The sequence below is a fragment of the Fictibacillus phosphorivorans genome (assembly GCF_001619875.1).
GTDB classification, from domain to species: Bacteria; Bacillota; Bacilli; order Bacillales; family Fictibacillaceae; genus Fictibacillus; species Fictibacillus phosphorivorans_B.
The window spans coordinates 266,573-284,689 of the sequence record NZ_LRFC01000038.1 but is presented as its reverse complement, the minus strand read 5'-3'; the positions used below and the strand labels follow the sequence as shown (position 1 = coordinate 284,689).

At 43.1% G+C, this 18,117-nt stretch carries 22 protein-coding genes; 4 read left to right on the top strand and 18 right to left on the bottom strand.

Features of this window, described 5'->3' with window-relative positions; genetic code table 11:
• Position 1: 1 nt before the first annotated feature.
• From AWM68_RS17455 to AWM68_RS17445, 3 genes are read right to left on the bottom strand one after another with little or no spacing between them, the layout of a single operon-like run.
• Positions 2 to 1,291 (bottom strand): NADH-quinone oxidoreductase subunit C, encoded by a 1,290-nt coding sequence (locus AWM68_RS17455; protein WP_066244802.1) that lies wholly within the window; start codon positions 1,289 to 1,291, stop codon positions 2 to 4.
• On the bottom strand, positions 1,288 to 1,803 hold the full coding sequence (locus AWM68_RS17450) for a NuoB/complex I 20 kDa subunit family protein (protein WP_066244801.1): 516 nt from the start codon (positions 1,801 to 1,803) through the stop codon (positions 1,288 to 1,290). The genes AWM68_RS17455 and AWM68_RS17450 overlap by 4 nt, the downstream gene beginning before the upstream one ends.
• On the bottom strand, positions 1,794 to 2,168 hold the full coding sequence (locus AWM68_RS17445; protein WP_066244799.1) for an NADH-quinone oxidoreductase subunit A: 375 nt from the start codon (positions 2,166 to 2,168) through the stop codon (positions 1,794 to 1,796). The genes AWM68_RS17450 and AWM68_RS17445 overlap by 10 nt, the downstream gene beginning before the upstream one ends.
• 219 nt (positions 2,169 to 2,387) lie before the next feature.
• Here AWM68_RS17445 and AWM68_RS17440 point away from each other — a divergent pair, with 219 nt between their 5' ends.
• Complete coding sequence (locus tag AWM68_RS17440) at positions 2,388 to 2,585, top strand: hypothetical protein (RefSeq protein WP_066244797.1); 198 nt, start codon at positions 2,388 to 2,390, stop codon at positions 2,583 to 2,585.
• Positions 2,586 to 2,635: 50 nt separating this feature from the next.
• Entirely contained in the window at positions 2,636 to 3,007 is a 372-nt protein-coding gene (locus AWM68_RS17435) for a DUF1722 domain-containing protein (RefSeq protein WP_066244795.1), read from the top strand.
• A 313-nt stretch (positions 3,008 to 3,320) separates the two neighbouring features.
• Here the strand turns inward: AWM68_RS17435 and AWM68_RS17430 are convergent, their stop codons facing one another.
• The 4 genes from AWM68_RS17430 to AWM68_RS17415 all read right to left on the bottom strand — a co-directional run bounded on the left by AWM68_RS17430 (position 3,321) and on the right by AWM68_RS17415 (position 8,306).
• Positions 3,321 to 4,979, bottom strand: coding sequence for a glycerol-3-phosphate dehydrogenase/oxidase (locus AWM68_RS17430; protein WP_066244791.1), 1,659 nt, complete (start codon positions 4,977 to 4,979; stop codon positions 3,321 to 3,323).
• Between the two features lie 234 nt (positions 4,980 to 5,213).
• Complete coding sequence (glpK, locus tag AWM68_RS17425) at positions 5,214 to 6,716, bottom strand: glycerol kinase GlpK (protein ID WP_066244790.1); 1,503 nt, start codon at positions 6,714 to 6,716, stop codon at positions 5,214 to 5,216.
• A 27-nt stretch (positions 6,717 to 6,743) separates the two neighbouring features.
• Entirely contained in the window at positions 6,744 to 7,571 is an 828-nt protein-coding gene (locus AWM68_RS17420) for an MIP/aquaporin family protein (protein WP_066244788.1), read from the bottom strand.
• A gap of 189 nt (positions 7,572 to 7,760) precedes the next feature.
• Positions 7,761 to 8,306 carry a glycerol-3-phosphate responsive antiterminator gene (locus tag AWM68_RS17415; RefSeq protein WP_066244787.1) on the bottom strand — a complete coding sequence of 182 codons (546 nt, stop codon included), beginning with the start codon at positions 8,304 to 8,306 and terminating at the stop codon, positions 7,761 to 7,763.
• Between the two features lie 168 nt (positions 8,307 to 8,474).
• On the opposite strand from AWM68_RS17415, the gene AWM68_RS17410 reads away from it, so the two are divergent.
• The gene (locus AWM68_RS17410) at positions 8,475 to 8,654 is read left to right on the top strand and encodes a hypothetical protein (RefSeq protein ID WP_066244786.1); all 180 of its coding nucleotides are present in this window, start codon (positions 8,475 to 8,477) and stop codon (positions 8,652 to 8,654) included.
• Between the two features lie 427 nt (positions 8,655 to 9,081).
• Here the strand turns inward: AWM68_RS17410 and AWM68_RS17405 are convergent, their stop codons facing one another.
• From AWM68_RS17405 to AWM68_RS17360, 10 genes are all read right to left on the bottom strand, one after another.
• Positions 9,082 to 9,489, bottom strand: a complete 408-nt coding sequence (locus AWM68_RS17405) for a F0F1 ATP synthase subunit epsilon (RefSeq protein ID WP_066244784.1) — start codon at positions 9,487 to 9,489, stop codon at positions 9,082 to 9,084.
• A gap of 21 nt (positions 9,490 to 9,510) precedes the next feature.
• Positions 9,511 to 10,899: a F0F1 ATP synthase subunit beta gene (gene atpD / locus AWM68_RS17400; RefSeq protein ID WP_066244782.1), complete on the bottom strand. Its 1,389-nt coding sequence runs from the start codon at positions 10,897 to 10,899 to the stop codon at positions 9,511 to 9,513.
• Positions 10,900 to 10,953: 54 nt separating this feature from the next.
• Positions 10,954 to 11,805 (bottom strand): ATP synthase F1 subunit gamma, encoded by an 852-nt coding sequence (atpG, locus tag AWM68_RS17395; RefSeq protein WP_066244779.1) that lies wholly within the window; start codon positions 11,803 to 11,805, stop codon positions 10,954 to 10,956.
• Between the two features lie 129 nt (positions 11,806 to 11,934).
• Positions 11,935 to 13,434 carry a F0F1 ATP synthase subunit alpha gene (gene atpA, locus AWM68_RS17390; RefSeq protein WP_066244778.1) on the bottom strand — a complete coding sequence of 500 codons (1,500 nt, stop codon included), beginning with the start codon at positions 13,432 to 13,434 and terminating at the stop codon, positions 11,935 to 11,937.
• Between the two features lie 19 nt (positions 13,435 to 13,453).
• Complete coding sequence (locus AWM68_RS17385) at positions 13,454 to 14,005, bottom strand: F0F1 ATP synthase subunit delta (RefSeq protein ID WP_066244776.1); 552 nt, start codon at positions 14,003 to 14,005, stop codon at positions 13,454 to 13,456.
• Positions 14,002 to 14,520 (bottom strand): F0F1 ATP synthase subunit B, encoded by a 519-nt coding sequence (gene atpF, locus AWM68_RS17380; protein WP_066244774.1) that lies wholly within the window; start codon positions 14,518 to 14,520, stop codon positions 14,002 to 14,004. The genes AWM68_RS17385 and atpF overlap by 4 nt, the downstream gene beginning before the upstream one ends.
• 109 nt (positions 14,521 to 14,629) lie before the next feature.
• The gene (gene atpE, locus AWM68_RS17375; protein ID WP_066244772.1) at positions 14,630 to 14,842 is read right to left on the bottom strand and encodes a F0F1 ATP synthase subunit C; all 213 of its coding nucleotides are present in this window, start codon (positions 14,840 to 14,842) and stop codon (positions 14,630 to 14,632) included.
• A gap of 87 nt (positions 14,843 to 14,929) precedes the next feature.
• On the bottom strand, positions 14,930 to 15,640 hold the full coding sequence (gene atpB / locus AWM68_RS17370) for a F0F1 ATP synthase subunit A (RefSeq protein ID WP_082820757.1): 711 nt from the start codon (positions 15,638 to 15,640) through the stop codon (positions 14,930 to 14,932).
• A 6-nt stretch (positions 15,641 to 15,646) separates the two neighbouring features.
• Complete coding sequence (locus AWM68_RS17365; RefSeq protein ID WP_156488442.1) at positions 15,647 to 16,033, bottom strand: ATP synthase subunit I; 387 nt, start codon at positions 16,031 to 16,033, stop codon at positions 15,647 to 15,649.
• Entirely contained in the window at positions 16,030 to 16,254 is a 225-nt protein-coding gene (locus AWM68_RS17360) for an AtpZ/AtpI family protein (RefSeq protein ID WP_066244770.1), read from the bottom strand. Before AWM68_RS17360 ends, AWM68_RS17365 begins: the two co-directional genes overlap by 4 nt.
• Positions 16,255 to 16,546: 292 nt before the next feature.
• On the opposite strand from AWM68_RS17360, the gene AWM68_RS17355 reads away from it, so the two are divergent.
• Positions 16,547 to 16,969 carry a DUF3889 domain-containing protein gene (locus AWM68_RS17355; RefSeq protein ID WP_066244768.1) on the top strand — a complete coding sequence of 141 codons (423 nt, stop codon included), beginning with the start codon at positions 16,547 to 16,549 and terminating at the stop codon, positions 16,967 to 16,969.
• 288 nt (positions 16,970 to 17,257) lie between these two features.
• Here AWM68_RS17355 and upp read toward each other — a convergent pair whose 3' ends face one another.
• Positions 17,258 to 17,887 (bottom strand): uracil phosphoribosyltransferase, encoded by a 630-nt coding sequence (upp, locus tag AWM68_RS17350; RefSeq protein ID WP_066244766.1) that lies wholly within the window; start codon positions 17,885 to 17,887, stop codon positions 17,258 to 17,260.
• Between the last annotated feature and the right edge of the window lie 230 nt (positions 17,888 to 18,117).

Genomic DNA, 18,117 nt, shown 5'->3' with positions numbered 1-18,117 from the left:
TCTACACCTCCACGTCATGCGGTTCGTAATCTTTTCTAAGCGGATGACCTACCCAATCATCTGGAAGCATGATGCGCGATAAGTTCGGATGGCCCTCAAAATGAATACCTAATAGGTCAAATGTTTCACGCTCTGGCCAGTTTGCACCTTCCCATAACGGGGTAATAGAGTGGGTAGTAGCACTTGTTCTGTCTATTTTCACTTTAAGTGCGACGGACTGGCGATTCACGTACGAATACAGATGGTTATATACTTCAAAGTGTGTTTCGAAATCTGTGCCATGCATTTCTGAAAGATAGTCAAAACGAAGCTGATCGTTATGTTTTAAAAACTCAGCGATTTTGTAATAGGTATCGGGTTTTGCAACTAAGGTAGGCACGTCTTTAGACAGCCTATTAATATAGGAATCTTCTAGTACATCTTCTCCTAGATGTTCTTTGATGACTTTTATGTAGGTATCGAGGATTGGTTGGTTTGGTGATGGTTTTTCTTCTGCAGCAGGTTCAGCTGCAGCTCCTTTTGCATTTGCGGCGGCACGTGCTTTTGCTGCTGCAGCGGCTTTGGCTTTCGCGGCTGCAATCGCTTTTGCTTTTTCGTCGTCGCCTGCAGGTGTTTCAGACGGTGCATCTCCTCCCGCTTCTCTTAAAGCTTTTGCTTTGGCAGCGGCAGCTGCTTTTGCCTTCGCTGCGGCTGCTGCCTTTGCTTTTGCAGCAGCTTTCGCTTTTTCATCATCTGATGCGGGTTGTGCTGAAGTGTCGCCACCTGCTTCTCTAGCTAGTTTTGCTTTAGCGGCAGCTGCTGCTTTGGCTTTCGCTGCTGCGGCAGCCTTCGCTTTTGCGGCTGCGAGTGCTTTTTGTTTAGCTAGGTCATCAGAAGTTTCGTCTGTTGTGTCTGATGGTTCTGCTGCTTTTTCAGCTTGACGTTGTTTTGCGAGCTCCAGTGCTTTTGCCTTCGCTTCAGCGGCCGCTTTTTTCTTCTGCTCTTCTTTTGTTAATTCTGGTTCTGTTGTCGTTGGTTCTGCCGTTTCGGCAGCTTTCGCTTTTTCAGCTTGACGCTGTTTTGCGAGCTCAAGTGCTTTTGCTTTCGCTTCAGCGGCTGCTTTTTTCTTCAGCTCTTCTTTTGTTAATTCTAGTTCGGCTGTTGGTTGTTCTGCCGATTCCACAGGTTTCGCTTTTTCAGCCTGACGCTGTTTTGCGAGCTCAAGTGCTTTTGCTTTCGCTTCAGCTGCTGCTTTCTTTTTTTGTTCTTCTATTGATAATCCTTCGTTGGATTCATTTTGCTTATCTGTCATTCGCTCATCACCTTCTTGCCGGTCTTCGCTTCAAAACGGATCTTTTCCTGAAGCTTGTTGATGCCATAAATGAGTGCAGCAGGGTTAGGTGGACATCCTGGTATGTACACATCCACAGGCACGATTTGATCGACACCTTTTACAACCGCATAGGATTTGATGTATGGCCCGCCAGCTGTTGCGCACGACCCCATCGCAATGACCCATTTCGGTTCCGGCATCTGCTCATACAATCTTTTTAGTACAGGTGCCATCTTTTTCGTTACCGTTCCAGAAACGATCATCACATCGGATTGACGCGGTGACGTCCGAAAGATGCTTCCAAATCGGTCTAGGTCATAATGTGACGATCCTGTACCCATCATCTCAATGGCGCAGCAAGCGAGTCCAAAGGTTAATGGCCATAGCGAGTTGCTTCTGGCCCATGCTTTTACTTGTTCAAGTGTTACCATGAATACGTTACGATCTAGTTCGGCGCGTTCTTCAGCCGTAAGCTCCCATTTTATGTCCATTTAAGCACCTTCTTTTTCCAAGCGTATACAAGACCTAACGTTAAAAGAACAACGAAAATTCCCATCTCGATCAGGGCAAACACACCTAGCTCTTCATAGGCAACGGCCCACGGATATAGAAATACGGTTTCAACATCAAAAATAACAAACATAAGCCCAAACAAATAATAGCGGACATTGTATTGAACCCAGCTTTGGTGAAAAGGCTCGATTCCGCTTTCGTACGTGGTGTATTTTTCTGCTGATGGTTTATAAGGACGCAACAAACGGCCTGCAGTCAATGCGACCACCGGCAACAGGACCCCTAAGAATAAAAATACAGCCACAATGAGGTAATTGTTTTGATACAGATGATAAAAATCCATTCTGACTACCCCCTAATCTTCAGAATTTTATAAATTCTGTAACCGCTTTAATTATAGCAAATTCCATATTTTGTGTCGATGTGCTTCTTCACATATGGAATCTCTACTATATAATTGTCTCCTTCTTATTTTTCTATAGAAATGTTCATAATCCTGTAAATTTTTTGCATGTAGCGTATAGAAAGTTAGCTGTATGATAGGGAAAAGGGGAGATTTGAAATGGATATATGGTGGATCGCTTATTTCTTGATCGTTGTGATCTCGATCGCCGGTCTAGTCGGTACGATCATGATTTCTAGAACGCAGGACGAAAAATACGGCAGCTCAACAAAACAAAACTTGATTCGATTGACTGCTATTTATGCAGTTGTCATACTCGTATCCATTATTGCACTTGCTCTGTACATCTTTATTTAATCATATTTCGATATACAAAGGATGTGAACCACCTGAAAAAAGAGACCGAATTGCTTTGGGCAAGTGAAAAGTACACGGTGATGGCAAAAGGCTATAACTTTTATAAAGAGGTTCAACATTTAATGAGAGATGCTGAAACTGATGCCGATTACCATGAGATCATGGTGATGATTGCCGATTTGAAGAAGAAGCCTTTTGATAGGCGTGCTTTATGCAACACTCTCGAGCATGTTTGGGGTTATTTCAAGAAATCGGCAGATGAATCTGATAAAATACACTTTTTTGAGTTAGTAGAAACGTTGCGAAAATCTGATGATGATAATTTTGATGAAGTTCCATATGAAATCAATCTATTTTTGCACTTTTTGCTGCAAAAATATCCATCAGACTACTTATCGCGATCAACTTTTATTAAAAATTAAGGATGCTCCCCGTTTTGCATGGGAGCATCCTTTTGTTTTAGCTTAAATAGGGACCATTTTGGTGAGCGAAACTGTCCTTTCGCAATACGGTGGTGGGTATTGCGACAACTCAATCAACAAATTATAAGGTCCAATCCACGAAAAACAGCGTTCAATCCACGAGTTTATGGCTTGAATCCAAAAATTTTGTCCATTTATCCACGAGTCTACAATCCTCGACATTTTTCTGACTTGCTTTATACCTCAAATACCCCCCACCTGCAAAAAAGGCATCCCGCTCACAAAACAAGCGGAATGCCCTCACTTTACCTTATTAGATCGCCTCTACCGACAATCTTATCTGCTCTTCAAACTGTTCTGCATGATCACGTTTTTGCTCTGCGTCCCAGCCTAATTTATCTGCCATGCAATTGATCACACTGTCTTTCCACTTATAAACGGTGTCGATGTCAAAGTATAAAGCGGACGTACGGCGGATTAAGAAGTCTGATGGTGTAGAAGCCATCTCGTACTCTAATGCGTAGAGTAATGAAGCATACAAACTTCTCGGCAAGTTGTAGTTCTTCGCCTCTTCACCGCGCTCCTTCAAGAATCCATACACCACGTCAATGTTCGTTCCATAACGCTGAACAAGTTCGCGAGCCTTTGCATCATCCAACCCAAGCGCTAAACCTTCTTGCACTTTGGTACGCAGGAAATCTCCAAAGTTTTCGCTTCCGCCCATCTTACCACCGGATAATTCCATTTGCTGTGTACGGCAACCTGGGAATTTCGCACCTTCTTCTTCCCCAAGCTGGTCGCGGACAATATCTACTACTTTTTCAGCCATCTTTCGGTAACCCGTAAGCTTTCCGCCTGCGATCGTCAACAATCCTGATGGCGAGTGGAACACTTCATCTTTACGAGAAATTTCGGAAGGCCCTTTTTTCGGTTCATGTATCAACGGACGCAGTCCTGACCAAGAAGATTCTACATCATCGCGTGTGATCTTCACATCTGGGAACATGAAGTGAATGGTTTTCAGAACATACTCGAGGTCTTCCTCTGTCATCCCCGGATTTGCTAGGTCTCCTTTATAATCGGTATCCGTCGTTCCTACATACGTTTTGCCTGCACGTGGAATGGCAAAAACCATTCGGCCATCTTCTGTGTCGTAATACACCGCTTGCTTGAGCGGGAACTTTGATCCATCGATTACAAGGTGGATCCCCTTCGTATGATGAATTTCTTTTCCTGTTTTAGAACGATCTTCTTCACGAAGTTCGTCTACCCAAGGACCAGTTGCGTTCACAATTTTTTTTGCGTAGATCTCGTGAACTTCACCCGTAAGCTGGTCTTCAACTTTTACACCGACAGCTCTTTTTCCGTTATAGATAAAGCTTGTAACCTTTGCGTAGTTGACGGCTGATGCACCGCGTTCTACGGCTTCTTTCATGATTTCAAGCGTCAGACGAGCGTCATCTGTTTTGTATTCTACATAATAGCCCCCGCCAAGCAGGTCTTTCTTTTTTAATAGGGGTTCACGACGCAAAGTCTCTTCAGCTGAAAACATTTTTCTCCGTTCTTTGCGTTTAACACCTGCTAAGAAATCGTACACTTTTAGTCCGATCGACGTTGAGAATTTTCCAAATGTGCCGCCTTTATAGAACGGAAGAAGCATCCACTCTGGTGTTGTTACGTGCGGAGCGTTTTCGTACACGATTGCACGCTCTTTACCTACTTCAGCAACGAGCTTTACTTCAAATTGCTTTAGGTAACGAAGTCCTCCATGCACGAGCTTTGTGGATCGGCTCGACGTTCCGGCAGCGAAGTCTTGCATCTCTACAAGTCCTACTTTCATTCCGCGTGTTTGCGCGTCTAAAAGAATTCCCGCTCCTGTTACCCCGCCTCCGATTACGAGCAGATCCAGCTTCTCTTTTTTCATATTACCGATAATATCTTCTCTGTTATATGTTGAAAATGCTGCTGTCATTTTCTCTTCACTCCTTCTGTACAGAACCGATGGACATGTAGATGATACGGGTAGTTTTCCCGCAATTTGCTCCTGCAACACACGTTTTCCTGCATTACAGTGTTTTTAGCACGCAAAAAAAGACCACAAGAACCCCGCATCTTCTGTACGAGGTTTTGTGGTCTCTCCTGATCTCCAACCGGTTCAATATCAACTTGTTTTTAGTATAGCGCAGTTTTGCGAGTTTTTAAAGGGTTATGCTTTCGGTTTATACGCAATCGTTGCTTCAACTGCTTTTTTCCAGCCGTCATAAAGCTCTGTACGCTCTTCCTCTTTCATGTTTACGTCAAAGTCTTTGTCCACTTTCCACTTATCTGCAATTTCTTCGCGATCGCCCCAGAACCCAACAGCGAGCCCTGCAAGATAAGCCGCACCGAGCGCTGTCGTTTCATTGATTTCTGGACGCTCAACAGGCACGTTTAAAATATCGCTCTGGAACTGCATTAAGAAATTATTCTTCACTGCTCCGCCATCTACGCGCAACTTTTTAAGCTCGATGCCTGAATCTGCTTCCATCGCTGTTAGCACATCTCTTGTTTGATAGGCTAACGACTCGAGTGTAGCACGGATAAAATGTTCTTTTTCTGTACCGCGCGTCAGTCCAAAGATCGCGCCGCGTGCTTCAGAATCCCAGTAAGGAGTACCGAGGCCAACGAAGGCAGGCACAACATAAACACCATCTGTAGAAGCAACGCGCTCTGCATAAGCTTCACTGTCTGCTGCATTCTTCAGCATGCGAAGTCCGTCGCGCAGCCATTGAATCGCTGAACCCGCTACAAAAATACTTCCTTCTAGCGCATATTCTACTTTCCCATCGATTCCCCATGCAATGGTTGTTAATAGGCCATGCTCTGATTTAACGGCTTTTTCGCCTGTGTTCATGAGCATAAAGCAGCCTGTACCGTACGTGTTTTTTGCCATTCCTTTTTCAAAACATGCTTGTCCGAAGAGTGCGGCCTGCTGGTCTCCCGCGACCCCTGCGATCGGAATGTTTTTACCGAAAAAGTGATAGTCGATCGTTTCGCCGTATACTTCTGAAGATGATTTTACTTCTGGAAGCATGGACTTCGGAACTCCTAAAATTTCGAGCAGCTCATCATCCCATTTTAGATCGTAAATGTTATACATGAGCGTGCGTGAAGCGTTGGAATAATCCGTAACATGTGCCTTCCCGCCTGTGAGCTTCCAGATCAGCCACGTGTCGATCGTTCCGAATAAAAGGTCGCCGTTCTCTGCTTTTTCTCTCGCACCCTCTACGTTATCAAGAATCCATTTAACTTTTGTTCCTGAAAAATACGCGTCGATTAAAAGTCCTGTTTTATCACGGAACTTGTCGTTCAATCCTTGTTGTTTTAGCTCATCACAGATCTCAGCGGTTTGGCGGGATTGCCATACGATGGCTTTGTGAATAGGTACTCCGGTGTTCTTATCCCACACAACTGTTGTTTCACGCTGATTCGTGATTCCGATTGAAGCAATCTCACTCGGATCTGTGTCTGTTTTTGATAAAACTTCCGCAATAACGGCTAAGATGGTGCCCCAGATTTCTTGTGCATCATGTTCTACCCAGCCTGGCTTCGGAAAGTGCTGTTTGAATTCTTTCTGCGAAAGATCAACAACCTCTCCTGCTTTATTAAAAAGGATTGCTCTTGAGCTTGTTGTTCCTTGATCAAGTGCAATAATATATTTCTTTTCCATAAGTAAGCCCTCCCAAATGTTTATGATTTAGTTTTCTATTTCGTTTCCATGTGGCAATGCTTGTGTGCCTTTGTTTCCTAAGAAGAACGTGATGGCGAAAACGGCCAGTGAAACGACTGTCCAGATCCAAAAAAGCGTTGTCACTTTTCCAGTAAAGACTGCCTGATAAAATAAAGAGCCAAACACACCACCAAGAACTGGTCCTACGACCGGGATCCAAGAATACGTCCAATTGGATCCGCCTTTCCCTGGAATCGGCAGAAGAAAGTGCGCAATTCTGGGACCAAGATCACGCGCAGGATTGATTGCGTATCCTGTTGGTCCACCAAGCGATAATCCGATCGCCACGATTAGAAATCCAACGATCAAAGGATTTAATCCGTCTGAAAATTTATTCGCTCCGATTGACAATAATCCTACTAGTAAAACAGCGGTTCCAATAAATTCTGATAATAGATTCGAAAACGTATGGGGAATGGCAGGGTCTGTTGAGAAGACTCCTAGCTTAGCCGCTGGATCATCGGTCGCTTTCCAATGCGGCAGAAAGTGAAAATAAACAACCATCCCGCCAAGCATACCGCCAAGAACTTGAGCAATTATATACGCTGGCACATCCGCCCAGGCAAATTCACCGATTGATGCGAGTCCGAGTGTAACCGCCGGGTTAAGGTGTGCACCGCTAAAGCTTCCGACAGCGTATACTGCCATCGCAACTGCAAGTCCCCAAGCAAGCGCAACGACGATCCAGCCTCCACCTTGAGCCTTCGATTTATTCAAGGAAACGTTTGCAACAACGCCCCCGCCAAAAATGATTAAAATCATTGTGCCTATAAGTTCTGCTGTAAATGTTGACATTCTAATACCTCCCCTAGTTTGACAATCGCTGTTAATGTGCGGATTTCAAACAAAAAAGACCCAGCAAAAGATACCTATAGTTGTCCTATAAGTAACCCTTGTGGATCTCCATGTTCTCCGTCACGTTTATTAACTTGTCTCTATTATAGCAAGGATGTAAACGTTGTCAAACGTTATTTCACAAGAACATTAAATCCACAGTTCTGGGTTTGATGTTGTTACCGCTTCTGCACCTGCATCAAGAGCTTCTTTTACGTTCATTTTTGTACGAATTAATCCACCAGCAATTACGGGTATACCCGCCTGTTTCATTACTTCTTGTATGATTTCCGGCATGATGCCAGGCAAAACCTCTAAATAGTCTGGCTGAGCACGTTCAATGACTTTATAACTTGTTTCTAGTGCTAATGAGTCTAATAAAAATAAACGCTGAACGGCGATCATGTTCCTCTTTTTTGCACGAATGATGCAATTGGAGCGTGTTGATATTATGCCAGCCGGCTTCATTTCCTGAGCTAAAAAGTCTACCGCGTATTCATTTGCTTTTAATCCGTTGATCAAATCAAGGTGAACCAGCACCTTCTTGTTTCTTTCGTTCGCCATCGCGATCATAAACTTCAGCTGACTGATATGTGTATCCAAACAAACGATGTATGTATATTTACTTTTCAAAAGCTTCTCAAAATCCTTCATCTTCCTGGCTGCCGGTAAGACTTGCTGTCCATGAAAGCTCATTGCACACACTCCTCATCTATTTCTAGCATTCACCTTTTTTCAGTATTTATTTTACATATTCTGTGATAATAACACATACCGAATGCCGCGGACGAGCATTTAATAGTGTATAGCTTTTTTTAGAAGCTATAATTTCTCCACTTCCTTATTTATCTGGAGGTGATCTGATTGATAAAAAAGAGAAAAAAACCTCTTGTTTCACCTGTTGGCAGCTTCCTGAATCCTTTTGGTGATGAAGTATCTCAGGAAGAAGAGGTTGTGGAAATGAACGCGATTCCTGATCCACATGGTGACCAGCTCTGGTTACGAAGGGTACATGGTTCTCTGTGTGTTCTTGGAAGAAGCTAAATAAAACCGAATCAACGTGTCTTTAACCTCCTCCCTTAGACCGTGGTATAGTTTTTAGAACCTCTGTGACCCCATGTTTTTGGATGTGTCATGGGGGTTTTTCAGGTTGTTTGGGTCGTTTGTGATGGGAAGCGTCCGAATGATGCCTTTAAACACAAAATAGGTGCAGTTTCGGATCCTAAATCTGGCTATTCCACATACCTAGTAGGGTATTCTATAGTTTTAATCCAAAAATTTAAGCACTCAATCCAAAAATTTTGACTGTTTATCCACGAGTTTTGGGTCTCAATCCAGAAGTTTTGAGCTTTTATCCACGAGTCTACAATCCTCGACATATTTCGCACTCTCTAATTCCCTCACATAACCGCCTCCACAAACAAAAAAGCCCTCCAACTCTCCAAATCTGGAAAGCTGAAAGGCTTGAAAATTATCGCTTTGCTGCTACGTCAATACGGTTGATCGCACGTTTAAGTGCAAGCTCCGCACGCGTTGCATCTAAGTTGTCTTGCTGGTTGCCTGCAAGACGCTTCTCGGCACGCTCTTTTGATGCACGTGCACGATCCACTTCGATTTCGCCAGCGACTTCAGCAGCTTCTGCTAAGATCGTGACTTTTTCAGGTCGCACTTCTATAAATCCACCGCTAACGGCCACATATTGTGTTTTCCCATCAGTGTCGTGAACACGCACGGCGCTGATCGTTAAAGGAGCTACAAGAGGGATATGGCCTGGAAGAATTCCAAGCTCCCCACTTTTTGCTTTCGCGCTGACCATTTTCGCATTTCCTTCAAACACAGGACCATCAGGGGTTACTACGCTGACTTGAATGGTTTTCATCCAATCTTCCCCTTTCAGGCATTAGGCCAAAGTTTTTGCTTTTTCAATAGCATCCTCAATAGAGCCTACGAGATGGAACGCTGATTCCGGAAGATCATCGTATTTTCCTTCAAGGATTTCTTTGAATCCACGAACTGTTTCTTTAACAGGAACGTATGAACCTTTTTGTCCTGTAAATTGTTCTGCAACGTGGAAGTTTTGAGATAAGAAGAACTGGATACGGCGCGCACGGTGTACAACTAGCTTATCGTCTTCAGAAAGCTCGTCCATACCTAGGATCGCGATGATATCTTGAAGTTCTTTATAACGCTGTAGTGTCGCCTGTACTTTACGAGCTACTTCGTAATGCTCTTCTCCAACGATCTCAGGAGAAAGTGCACGTGAAGTTGAAGCTAGTGGATCTACCGCTGGATAGATACCCATAGCTGTTAATTTACGCTCAAGGTTTGTTGTTGCATCTAAGTGAGCGAACGCTGTAGCTGGAGCCGGATCCGTATAGTCATCGGCAGGTACATATACCGCTTGAATAGATGTTACTGAACCTTTTTTCGTTGATGTGATACGTTCTTGTAATTGACCCATCTCTGTTGCAAGAGTTGGCTGGTAACCTACCGCTGATGGCATACGGCCAAGAAGGGCAGATACTTCAGAACCTGCTTGCGTGAAACGGAAGATGTTATCTACGAAGAAAAGAACGTCTTGTCCTTCTTCATCACGGAAGAATTCAGCCATTGTCAAACCAGAAAGAGCGATACGTGCACGTGCTCCAGGCGGCTCGTTCATTTGTCCGAATACCATTGCCGTTTTTTTGATAACACCAGAGTCGCTCATCTCGTGGAAAAGGTCATTTCCTTCACGAGTACGCTCACCAACACCTGCGAATACGGAGATTCCACCGTGTTCTTGTGCGATGTTGTTGATAAGCTCCTGGATAAGAACCGTTTTACCTACTCCCGCACCACCGAAAAGACCGATTTTTCCACCTTTTACGTATGGAGCGATAAGGTCAACTACCTTGATCCCAGTTTCAAGGATCTCAGTCTTTGTTGTTAATTCTTCAAAAGAAGGTGCTGAACGGTGGATCGGGTCACGGCGAACTTCTGCCGGTACTGCCTCACCAAGGTCAATGTGATCACCTGTTACGTTAAATACGCGTCCAAGTGTTGCTTCACCTACTGGTACAGAGATCGGCTTACCTGAGTCAGCGATTTCCATCCCACGAACAAGACCATCCGTTGAATCCATTGCGATTGTACGAACCATGTTATCACCAAGGTGAAGTGCTACTTCTAGTGTTAAGTCAACACCCTCAGCGCTAACAGTTAAAGCGTTAAGCAATTCTGGAAGCTGGCCTTCGAACTTAACGTCAACGACCGGTCCAAGAATTTGAGTAATATAGCCTTTATTCATCGGTTTCCCTCCTATCTTACTTTGCACATTAGCTGCTAGAACCACTTAGAAAGTCTATTCTAGAGCTGCTACACCGCCGACGATTTCCGTAATTTCCTGAGTGATGGCTGCTTGACGCTCACGGTTGTATGAGAGGTTCAATTGGCCGATCAGTTCATTAGCGTTATCCGTTGCATTTCTCATCGCAGTCATACGTGAACCATGCTCGGCTGCTTTCGCATCAAGTAAAGCACCATAAATCAAGCTCTCTGCATATTGAGGAAGAAGCACTTCAAGGATCTCGTCCTCTGATGGTTCATACTCATAAGAAGATTTTGATTTAGTTGCAGCGATATCTGTTAACGGAAGAAGCTTCTTCTCCGTAAGATCGCTCTGAATGGCACTTACAAAATGGTTATAATACATGTAAAGTTCATCAAACGTTCCATCAGCATAAAGACCGACTGCCTTTGATGCGATCGCCTTAATCTCAGCAAAAGATGGCTGGTCTGCCACGCCTGTAATGCTGTCAAGAATAGGCATTTTACGGCTCTTAAAAAAGTTCACACCGACTTTACCGATTACGATCAATGCATACTCATCAGATGATTTGTGACGCTCTTGAATGGTACGGTAGACGTGGCGCAAAATATTTGAGTTATAAGCACCTGCTAATCCACGGTCAGCTGTAACGACAAAATAACCTGTCTTCTTCACTGGGCGTGTTAAAAGCATAGAGTGTTTCGCGTTGCTTCCAGATGCAATGCTTCCAACTACCTCTTGGATTTTATCCACATAAGGGCCGAAAGATCTTGCATTTTGTTCAGCGCGGTTTAGCTTTGCAGCTGAAACCATCTCCATCGCTTTTGTGATCTGCATGGTCTTTTTAGTAGAGTCAATACGTGCTTTTATATCTTTTAATGCCATTCATTTTCACCACCTTTTAGTGAAAGTTTTAAAACACAGGCAAACCTCGTTTTAAAACAAACCTTTGTTGTAAGCTGGTTGCAAGGTACGGCTGTTGCCGCACCTCTGCTTTAAAGTCTATTTAAAATCTTACGCGAATGTCTTTTTGAATGCTTTGATCGCTTCGTCTAGGCTGTCGTCGCCAGGAAGTTTTCCAGATGTCTTGATTGCATCAAGAACGTCTTTAGAGTTTGCTTCCATGTGTGCGTAAAGCGCTTCTTCAAAGCGGTTTACATCTTCAACAGCTACATCATCGATGTAACCACGAGTCAATGCATAAAGGATCGCAACTTGGTGCTCAACTTTTAGTGGCTTGTGAAGTCCTTGCTTAAGTACTTCTACTGTACGTGCACCACGGTTAAGTTTTGCTTGCGTTGCTTTATCAAGGTCAGATCCGAACTGAGCGAATGCTTCTAGTTCACGGTATGAAGCAAGATCCAGACGAAGTGTACCAGATACTTTGCTCATCGCTTTGATCTGAGCTGCTCCCCCTACACGAGAAACGGAGATACCTGCGTTGATCGCCGGACGAACACCGGAGAAGAACAAGTCAGATTGTAAGAAGATCTGTCCGTCTGTGATAGAGATAACGTTTGTTGGAATATAAGCAGATACGTCAGATGCTTGCGTTTCAATGAACGGAAGCGCTGTGATGGATCCGCCACCTAGATCGTCATTCAGCTTCGCAGCACGCTCTAACAAGCGAGAGTGAAGGTAGAATACGTCCCCTGGATATGCTTCACGGCCTGGAGGACGGCGAAGTAGCAAGGAAAGCTCACGGTATGCAGCAGCTTGCTTAGAAAGATCATCATAAATGATCAATACGTGCTTACCAGCCCACATGAATTCTTCTGCCATAGATACCCCAGAATATGGAGCTAAGAATAACAATGGTGCAGGTTGAGAAGCAGATGCTGATACAACAATCGTGTAATCAAGTGCACCGTGCTCACGAAGTGTTTCCACAACGCCCGCAACTGTTGATTCTTTTTGTCCGATCGCCACATAGATACAGATCATATCTTGATCTTTTTGGTTAAGGATCGTATCGATCGCTACAGCGGTTTTACCAGTTTGACGGTCACCAATGATAAGCTCACGTTGTCCGCGTCCGATTGGCACTAGTGCGTCAATCGCTTTGATACCTGTTTGAAGCGGCTCATGTACTGATTTACGAGCCATTACGCCTGGAGCTTTTTGCTCGATAGGACGAGTTTTTGTAGTCGCAACTGGACCTTTACCGTCGATCGGCTGTCCAAGTGGGTTAACTACACGGCCAAGAAGCTCTTCACCTACAGGAACTTCCATGATGCGTCCTGTACGTTTTACTTCGTCACCTTCACGAATTTCTTGGTAAGGCCCAAGAATGATGATACCTACGTTGTTTTCTTCAAGGTTTTGGGCCATACCCATTACACCGTTAGAAAATTCAACAAGCTCACCAGCCATTACGTTATCTAATCCATGGGCACGGGCAATACCGTCACCGACCTGGATAACTGTACCCACATCATTAACTTCGATCTCAGATTGATAGTTTTCAATCTGTTTTTTTATTAAAGCACTGATTTCTTCAGCTTTAATGCTCATGAATTTCACCCCTATCCTCTCAGCTTCCGTTAGAAGCTAATTGACGTTCCATTCGATTCAACTTTCCGCTGATGCTTCCGTCAAAAATACGGTTGCCAATGCGGATCTTGATTCCTCCAACAAGGGAAGAATCTACAATATTATTAATGCGCAACGCTTTTTTGCCGACTCGGGCAGCAAACGTTTGCTCCAACTTTTGTATCTCTGAGTCTGACAAAGGACGTACAGAGTATACATTTGCGTCGGCAATGCCTTGTGCCTCATTTGCTAATTCAATGAACTGCGCTGCCATTTCAGGGATAAATGTGTAACGGTTGCGGTCTACCATTAGATAGATCGTGTTCATTACAGCCGGAGAAAGGTCAGCTCCAACGCTCTCTTTGATCAATTCTTTCTTTTGATCTTTTGATACTTTTGGATGTGATAAAACTTTTTGAAGGTCTTTGTTGATCTCCAGTACGTTTTTCACAAGACGCAATTCAGAAACGGTTTCTTCAAGTTTCGTAACACCAGCTACTTCAAATAGTGCCAATGCATAACGTTTAGCTACGATTGCTTGATCTTTGCTCATCGAGACTCGCCTACCTCTTGAAGGTATTCGTTAATAAGCTTCTCCTGAGAGCTCTCATCAAGTTCTTTTGCAATAACTTTAGAAGCGATCTTAACGGATAGAGCAGCAACTTCTTGACGAAGTGTAGCAACTGCTTTTTCTTTTTCAGAAGCGATCTCAGCTAATGCAGCTTCTTTTACACGCTCAGCTTCGTCACGAGATGCTTTAATAATTGCTTCACCTTGTGCTTCGCCTTGCTTTTTCGCGTTATCAATAATAGCTTTTGCTTCTTCTTTCGCTTTCTTCAACTCTTCAACTTGAGTTTCAAGATAGCTTTTAGCTTCTTGACGGGATTTTTCAGCCGCATCAATTTCGCTGTTAATATGTGATTGGCGCTCCTTCATGATACCCATTAATGGGCCCCATGCGTACTTACGCAATAATACGAGTAGGATTAAAAATGCAACTAACTGGTAAAGAATATCTCCTGTGTTCAAGCCTTCACCTGCAGCAGCACCTAGAATTAAGTTTTGCACACCATTTCCTCCCTTCAATCAATCATACATAAGGAATGGCGAAGGGTAGTCCCTCTACGGAAACTTGCTTCGCCATTATAGAAATCGTAATAAACAATGGTTGTTATTATTAAGAACCAAGTGCGATGAACGCGATAACAACACCGATGATTGGAAGTGCCTCAACTAACGCAACCCCGATGAACATTGTTGTTTGAAGAGTACCACGTAGTTCTGGTTGACGAGCGATCCCCTCAACTGTACGTCCTACGATTAAACCGTTACCAATACCAGCACCAAGTGCCGCTAGACCTACCGCGATTGCAGCTGCAATAAGATTCATGATAAAATTTCTCCCTTCTGAATTCCCTTAAAGTTTTATGAAAATGGGCCCCTTTTTTATTAGAAGCTTGATATTTCCTGAAAAAAATTAATGGTCGTGACTTACTTTGTGAGCCAAGTAAACCATTGTCAGCATTGTGAAGATAAATGCCTGGATAGCACCAACGAAAACTGAGAAGCCTTGCCACACGATTAGCGGGAAGATTCCTAGCACGCCAGCAAAAATACCCATCTTAGTTAAACCTACTAATAGACCTAAAAGCATCTCACCAGCGAAGATGTTTCCGTAAAGACGAAGACCAAGCGTTAATGTGTTCGCAAACTCTTCAATAATCTTTAGTGGGAACAAGAACTTCATCGGTTTGAAGAATTCAGCTCCATATTCCTTGAACCCTTTCATTCTCACACCGTAATAGTGTGATAACGCTACTACCATAACTGCAAGAGTCAATGTAATAGTCGGGTCTGCAGTAGGGGATTTCCACCATAGATTATGGTCGACTACTACTGCAAAAGGTAATCCCAGCATGTTGGCAACGAAAATATACATGATCAATGTAAGTCCTAAAGCTAAAAAGCGTCCGCCCGTATGCCAGTCCATTGTGCTGTTGATGATTCCTTTTACGAAATCGACTACCCATTCAAGGAAGTTTTGCATTCCTCCTGGTCGCATTGACAGGGTTCGAGTAGCGAGTACCGCAATTAGGAAAACAATAACGGATGAAACTGTGATCATCAGTACGTTTGACATATTAAAAGTCAAACCCATGAATTTTTCAAAATGTGCACCATGTTCCACCTATGTTCACCTCTTTTCCTTTGGAGTACGTGTAACTTGAGTTAGTGAATCTATTAACATGATAATGTAGACTGACATCAATCCCACTACCACACTTAATAAATGAAAATGTTCCGGGTATTTCATCGCGATGAGCACCGCTAACCCTGCAAAGAGGAGTCTTGAAAGTGAGCCGAGTGTTTTCACTCTTTTCTGCTGGATCACTGCTTGTCCCATTCGTTCGATCTTTGAGTACATACTCCAAAGATTGTAGAGACTGAACACAGTTCCAAGAGCCAGTCCTAAAAAGATGGCTTTGTAAGGAGTGACAGCATAACCGATGAATAAAAGAGAGAGAAGATACAATGTGTACTTTATGTATTTAAAAAACACTGATTTGTACTCATTCATCATTGCCCGTCCCCTGAAAACTTCGATATTAAGCGGATCATCCCGTAAACACCTGTTCCAAGACCTAGAAACAACCCGATGATTAGGAAGATTGGAAATTCATTGCCGACTTTCTCATCCAGCCATTTCCCTCCAAAAAGTCCAACTAAAATGCATCCAACAAGCTGAGAAAGAATGCCTGACATTAAAGCCATCGCTTTATAAGGGCGTTTCCCGTTGCTCATATCAAATGGACTCCTTCCTAGTGGAAACTTGGTAATTTTTTTCTTGAAAACCCTTGAAATAACAAGAATGTAAACCTTACCATATTCCCTTTGTAAGAATACAATAGTGACATTTCTATGTCAACGACTTACGGGACGGTTTATTAAATAAATTGTGGAAATTTTGTGGCTTGTTTCAATAGTTTATTATTCACTTTGTTTACTATCTCTCCCTATCATTTCCAATATCCTGAATAATTAACTCCAAATGATAAATACTTACATTAACTATATGTGAAGGAGCTTGTTCAACATGAAACAAAAATGGATTGTTTTATTTACGATGATTACGATTTTGGCTGTGAGCGGCTGTATGAACAATGACAAAAAGCCAACTGAAGAATCTACAGATATGAGAAATAATGTGGAGAACGATCGTACGAAACCCTTAAACGTTCAATACAATGATCAGACACCAGCAGATATGGATTCATCTTTGACACATAAAGATTATGCAAAATGGGGCAAGATGGCTTTAGCTGAGACGAAAGAAAAGTATCCAAACAGCAGAGTGAGCGATTATCAATACGATACACGGAACATAAGCCCAGACGGTACTATAACAGATTTCTTTGATTTTACCGTTTATCAAAAAGATAGGAAGCATCTTGTCAAAGTTGGCGTCATGCATGATGATAAATCGCTCATCGATATGAAGTTTGAGGAAATGAACTAACTGCTCGGGTTAATGTTGGGGGCTGACGGTTGTCAGCCTTCTTTTTTTGCTGTTTTACGGTACGTGTTCTTTTATTTATTACACGTTCGCGCACAAGACCATGCGTTTCGCTCAGTTGAGTATGTTTTTCGCTCAGTTAGGCCTCAGTTTCGCTCAATGGAGTCCAGTTTTCGCTCAATAGTACCGGAGTTTCGCTCACACCGAGGATTTAACCCCTTTTCCGAACAAAAAAACTGGCTCGAATGTGGGTTTTTACCCTCAATCGAATCAGTTTTTTCATTTTACTGCTTATTTTGTTCCGAATAAACGGTCTCCAGCGTCCCCTAGGCCTGGAACGATGTATCCGTGGTCGTTCAATTTTTCATCAAGTGCTGCTAAGAAAATATCAACGTCAGGGTGCTCTTCTTGGATCACTTTTACACCTTCTGGAGCTGCCACTAAGCACATAAGCTTAATGTTTTTCGCGCCGCGTTTTTTGATTGATTCAATAGCTGCAGCTGCAGATCCGCCTGTAGCAAGCATAGGGTCGATTACGATGAAATCACGCTCTTCTACATCAGATGGAAGCTTCACGTAGTATTCAATCGGTGTTAGGGTTTCAGGATCACGGTAAAGACCAACATGTCCAACTTTTGCCGCTGGAATAAGTTTAAGGATTCCGTCTACCATTCCAAGTCCTGCACGAAGGATCGGTACTAGCCCTAGTTTTTTTCCAGCGATTGTTTTCATTGTCGCTTCAGCAACCGGCGTTTTTACCGTTACTTCTTGCAATGGAAGATCTCGTGTAATTTCAAAGGCCATCAGTCCCGCTACTTCATCAACGAGCTCGCGGAATTCTTTTGTACCCGTTCTTTCATCACGGATGTATGTTAATTTATGCTGAATTAACGGATGATCAAGGACATATACATTGCTCATGTTAAGCACCTCTCCTTATGTATCTTATAGTTGTCGTTCAAAAAGCATCTCTAGCATTGTACAGAAAAACAACATCTACTTCAAGGAAAACTCACATCATTTTCATGTAATTTAGACTCCAAATTTTACATAACGATTACTTCTACTACTATTCCCTTTTTTTTGCCTCAAAATCATAGGTAGGTTTAACGTCTACAACAGTTCTTTTCCGTCGATTCCTTTTTGCATCG

What these genes read in the sequence shown, in the direction of transcription:
- AWM68_RS17455 (WP_066244802.1), bottom strand. Translation starts at nt 1,291, where the DNA reads ATGACAGATAAGCAAAATGAATCCAACGAAGGATTATCAATAGAAGAA.
- AWM68_RS17450 (WP_066244801.1), bottom strand. Translation starts at nt 1,803, where the DNA reads ATGGACATAAAATGGGAGCTTACGGCTGAAGAACGCGCCGAACTAGAT.
- AWM68_RS17445 (WP_066244799.1), bottom strand. Translation starts at nt 2,168, where the DNA reads ATGGATTTTTATCATCTGTATCAAAACAATTACCTCATTGTGGCTGTA.
- AWM68_RS17440 (WP_066244797.1), top strand. Translation starts at nt 2,388, where the DNA reads ATGGATATATGGTGGATCGCTTATTTCTTGATCGTTGTGATCTCGATC.
- AWM68_RS17430 (WP_066244791.1), bottom strand. Translation starts at nt 4,979, where the DNA reads ATGACAGCAGCATTTTCAACATATAACAGAGAAGATATTATCGGTAAT.
- glpK (WP_066244790.1), bottom strand. Translation starts at nt 6,716, where the DNA reads ATGGAAAAGAAATATATTATTGCACTTGATCAAGGAACAACAAGCTCA.
- AWM68_RS17420 (WP_066244788.1), bottom strand. Translation starts at nt 7,571, where the DNA reads ATGTCAACATTTACAGCAGAACTTATAGGCACAATGATTTTAATCATT.
- AWM68_RS17415 (WP_066244787.1), bottom strand. Translation starts at nt 8,306, where the DNA reads ATGAGCTTTCATGGACAGCAAGTCTTACCGGCAGCCAGGAAGATGAAG.
- AWM68_RS17405 (WP_066244784.1), bottom strand. Translation starts at nt 9,489, where the DNA reads ATGAAAACCATTCAAGTCAGCGTAGTAACCCCTGATGGTCCTGTGTTT.
- atpD (WP_066244782.1), bottom strand. Translation starts at nt 10,899, where the DNA reads ATGAATAAAGGCTATATTACTCAAATTCTTGGACCGGTCGTTGACGTT.
- atpG (WP_066244779.1), bottom strand. Translation starts at nt 11,805, where the DNA reads ATGGCATTAAAAGATATAAAAGCACGTATTGACTCTACTAAAAAGACC.
- atpA (WP_066244778.1), bottom strand. Translation starts at nt 13,434, where the DNA reads ATGAGCATTAAAGCTGAAGAAATCAGTGCTTTAATAAAAAAACAGATT.
- AWM68_RS17385 (WP_066244776.1), bottom strand. Translation starts at nt 14,005, where the DNA reads ATGAGCAAAGATCAAGCAATCGTAGCTAAACGTTATGCATTGGCACTA.
- atpE (WP_066244772.1), bottom strand. Translation starts at nt 14,842, where the DNA reads ATGAATCTTATTGCAGCTGCAATCGCGGTAGGTCTAGCGGCACTTGGT.
- AWM68_RS17365 (WP_156488442.1), bottom strand. Translation starts at nt 16,033, where the DNA reads ATGATGAATGAGTACAAATCAGTGTTTTTTAAATACATAAAGTACACA.
- AWM68_RS17360 (WP_066244770.1), bottom strand. Translation starts at nt 16,254, where the DNA reads ATGAGCAACGGGAAACGCCCTTATAAAGCGATGGCTTTAATGTCAGGC.
- AWM68_RS17355 (WP_066244768.1), top strand. Translation starts at nt 16,547, where the DNA reads ATGAAACAAAAATGGATTGTTTTATTTACGATGATTACGATTTTGGCT.
- upp (WP_066244766.1), bottom strand. Translation starts at nt 17,887, where the DNA reads ATGAGCAATGTATATGTCCTTGATCATCCGTTAATTCAGCATAAATTA.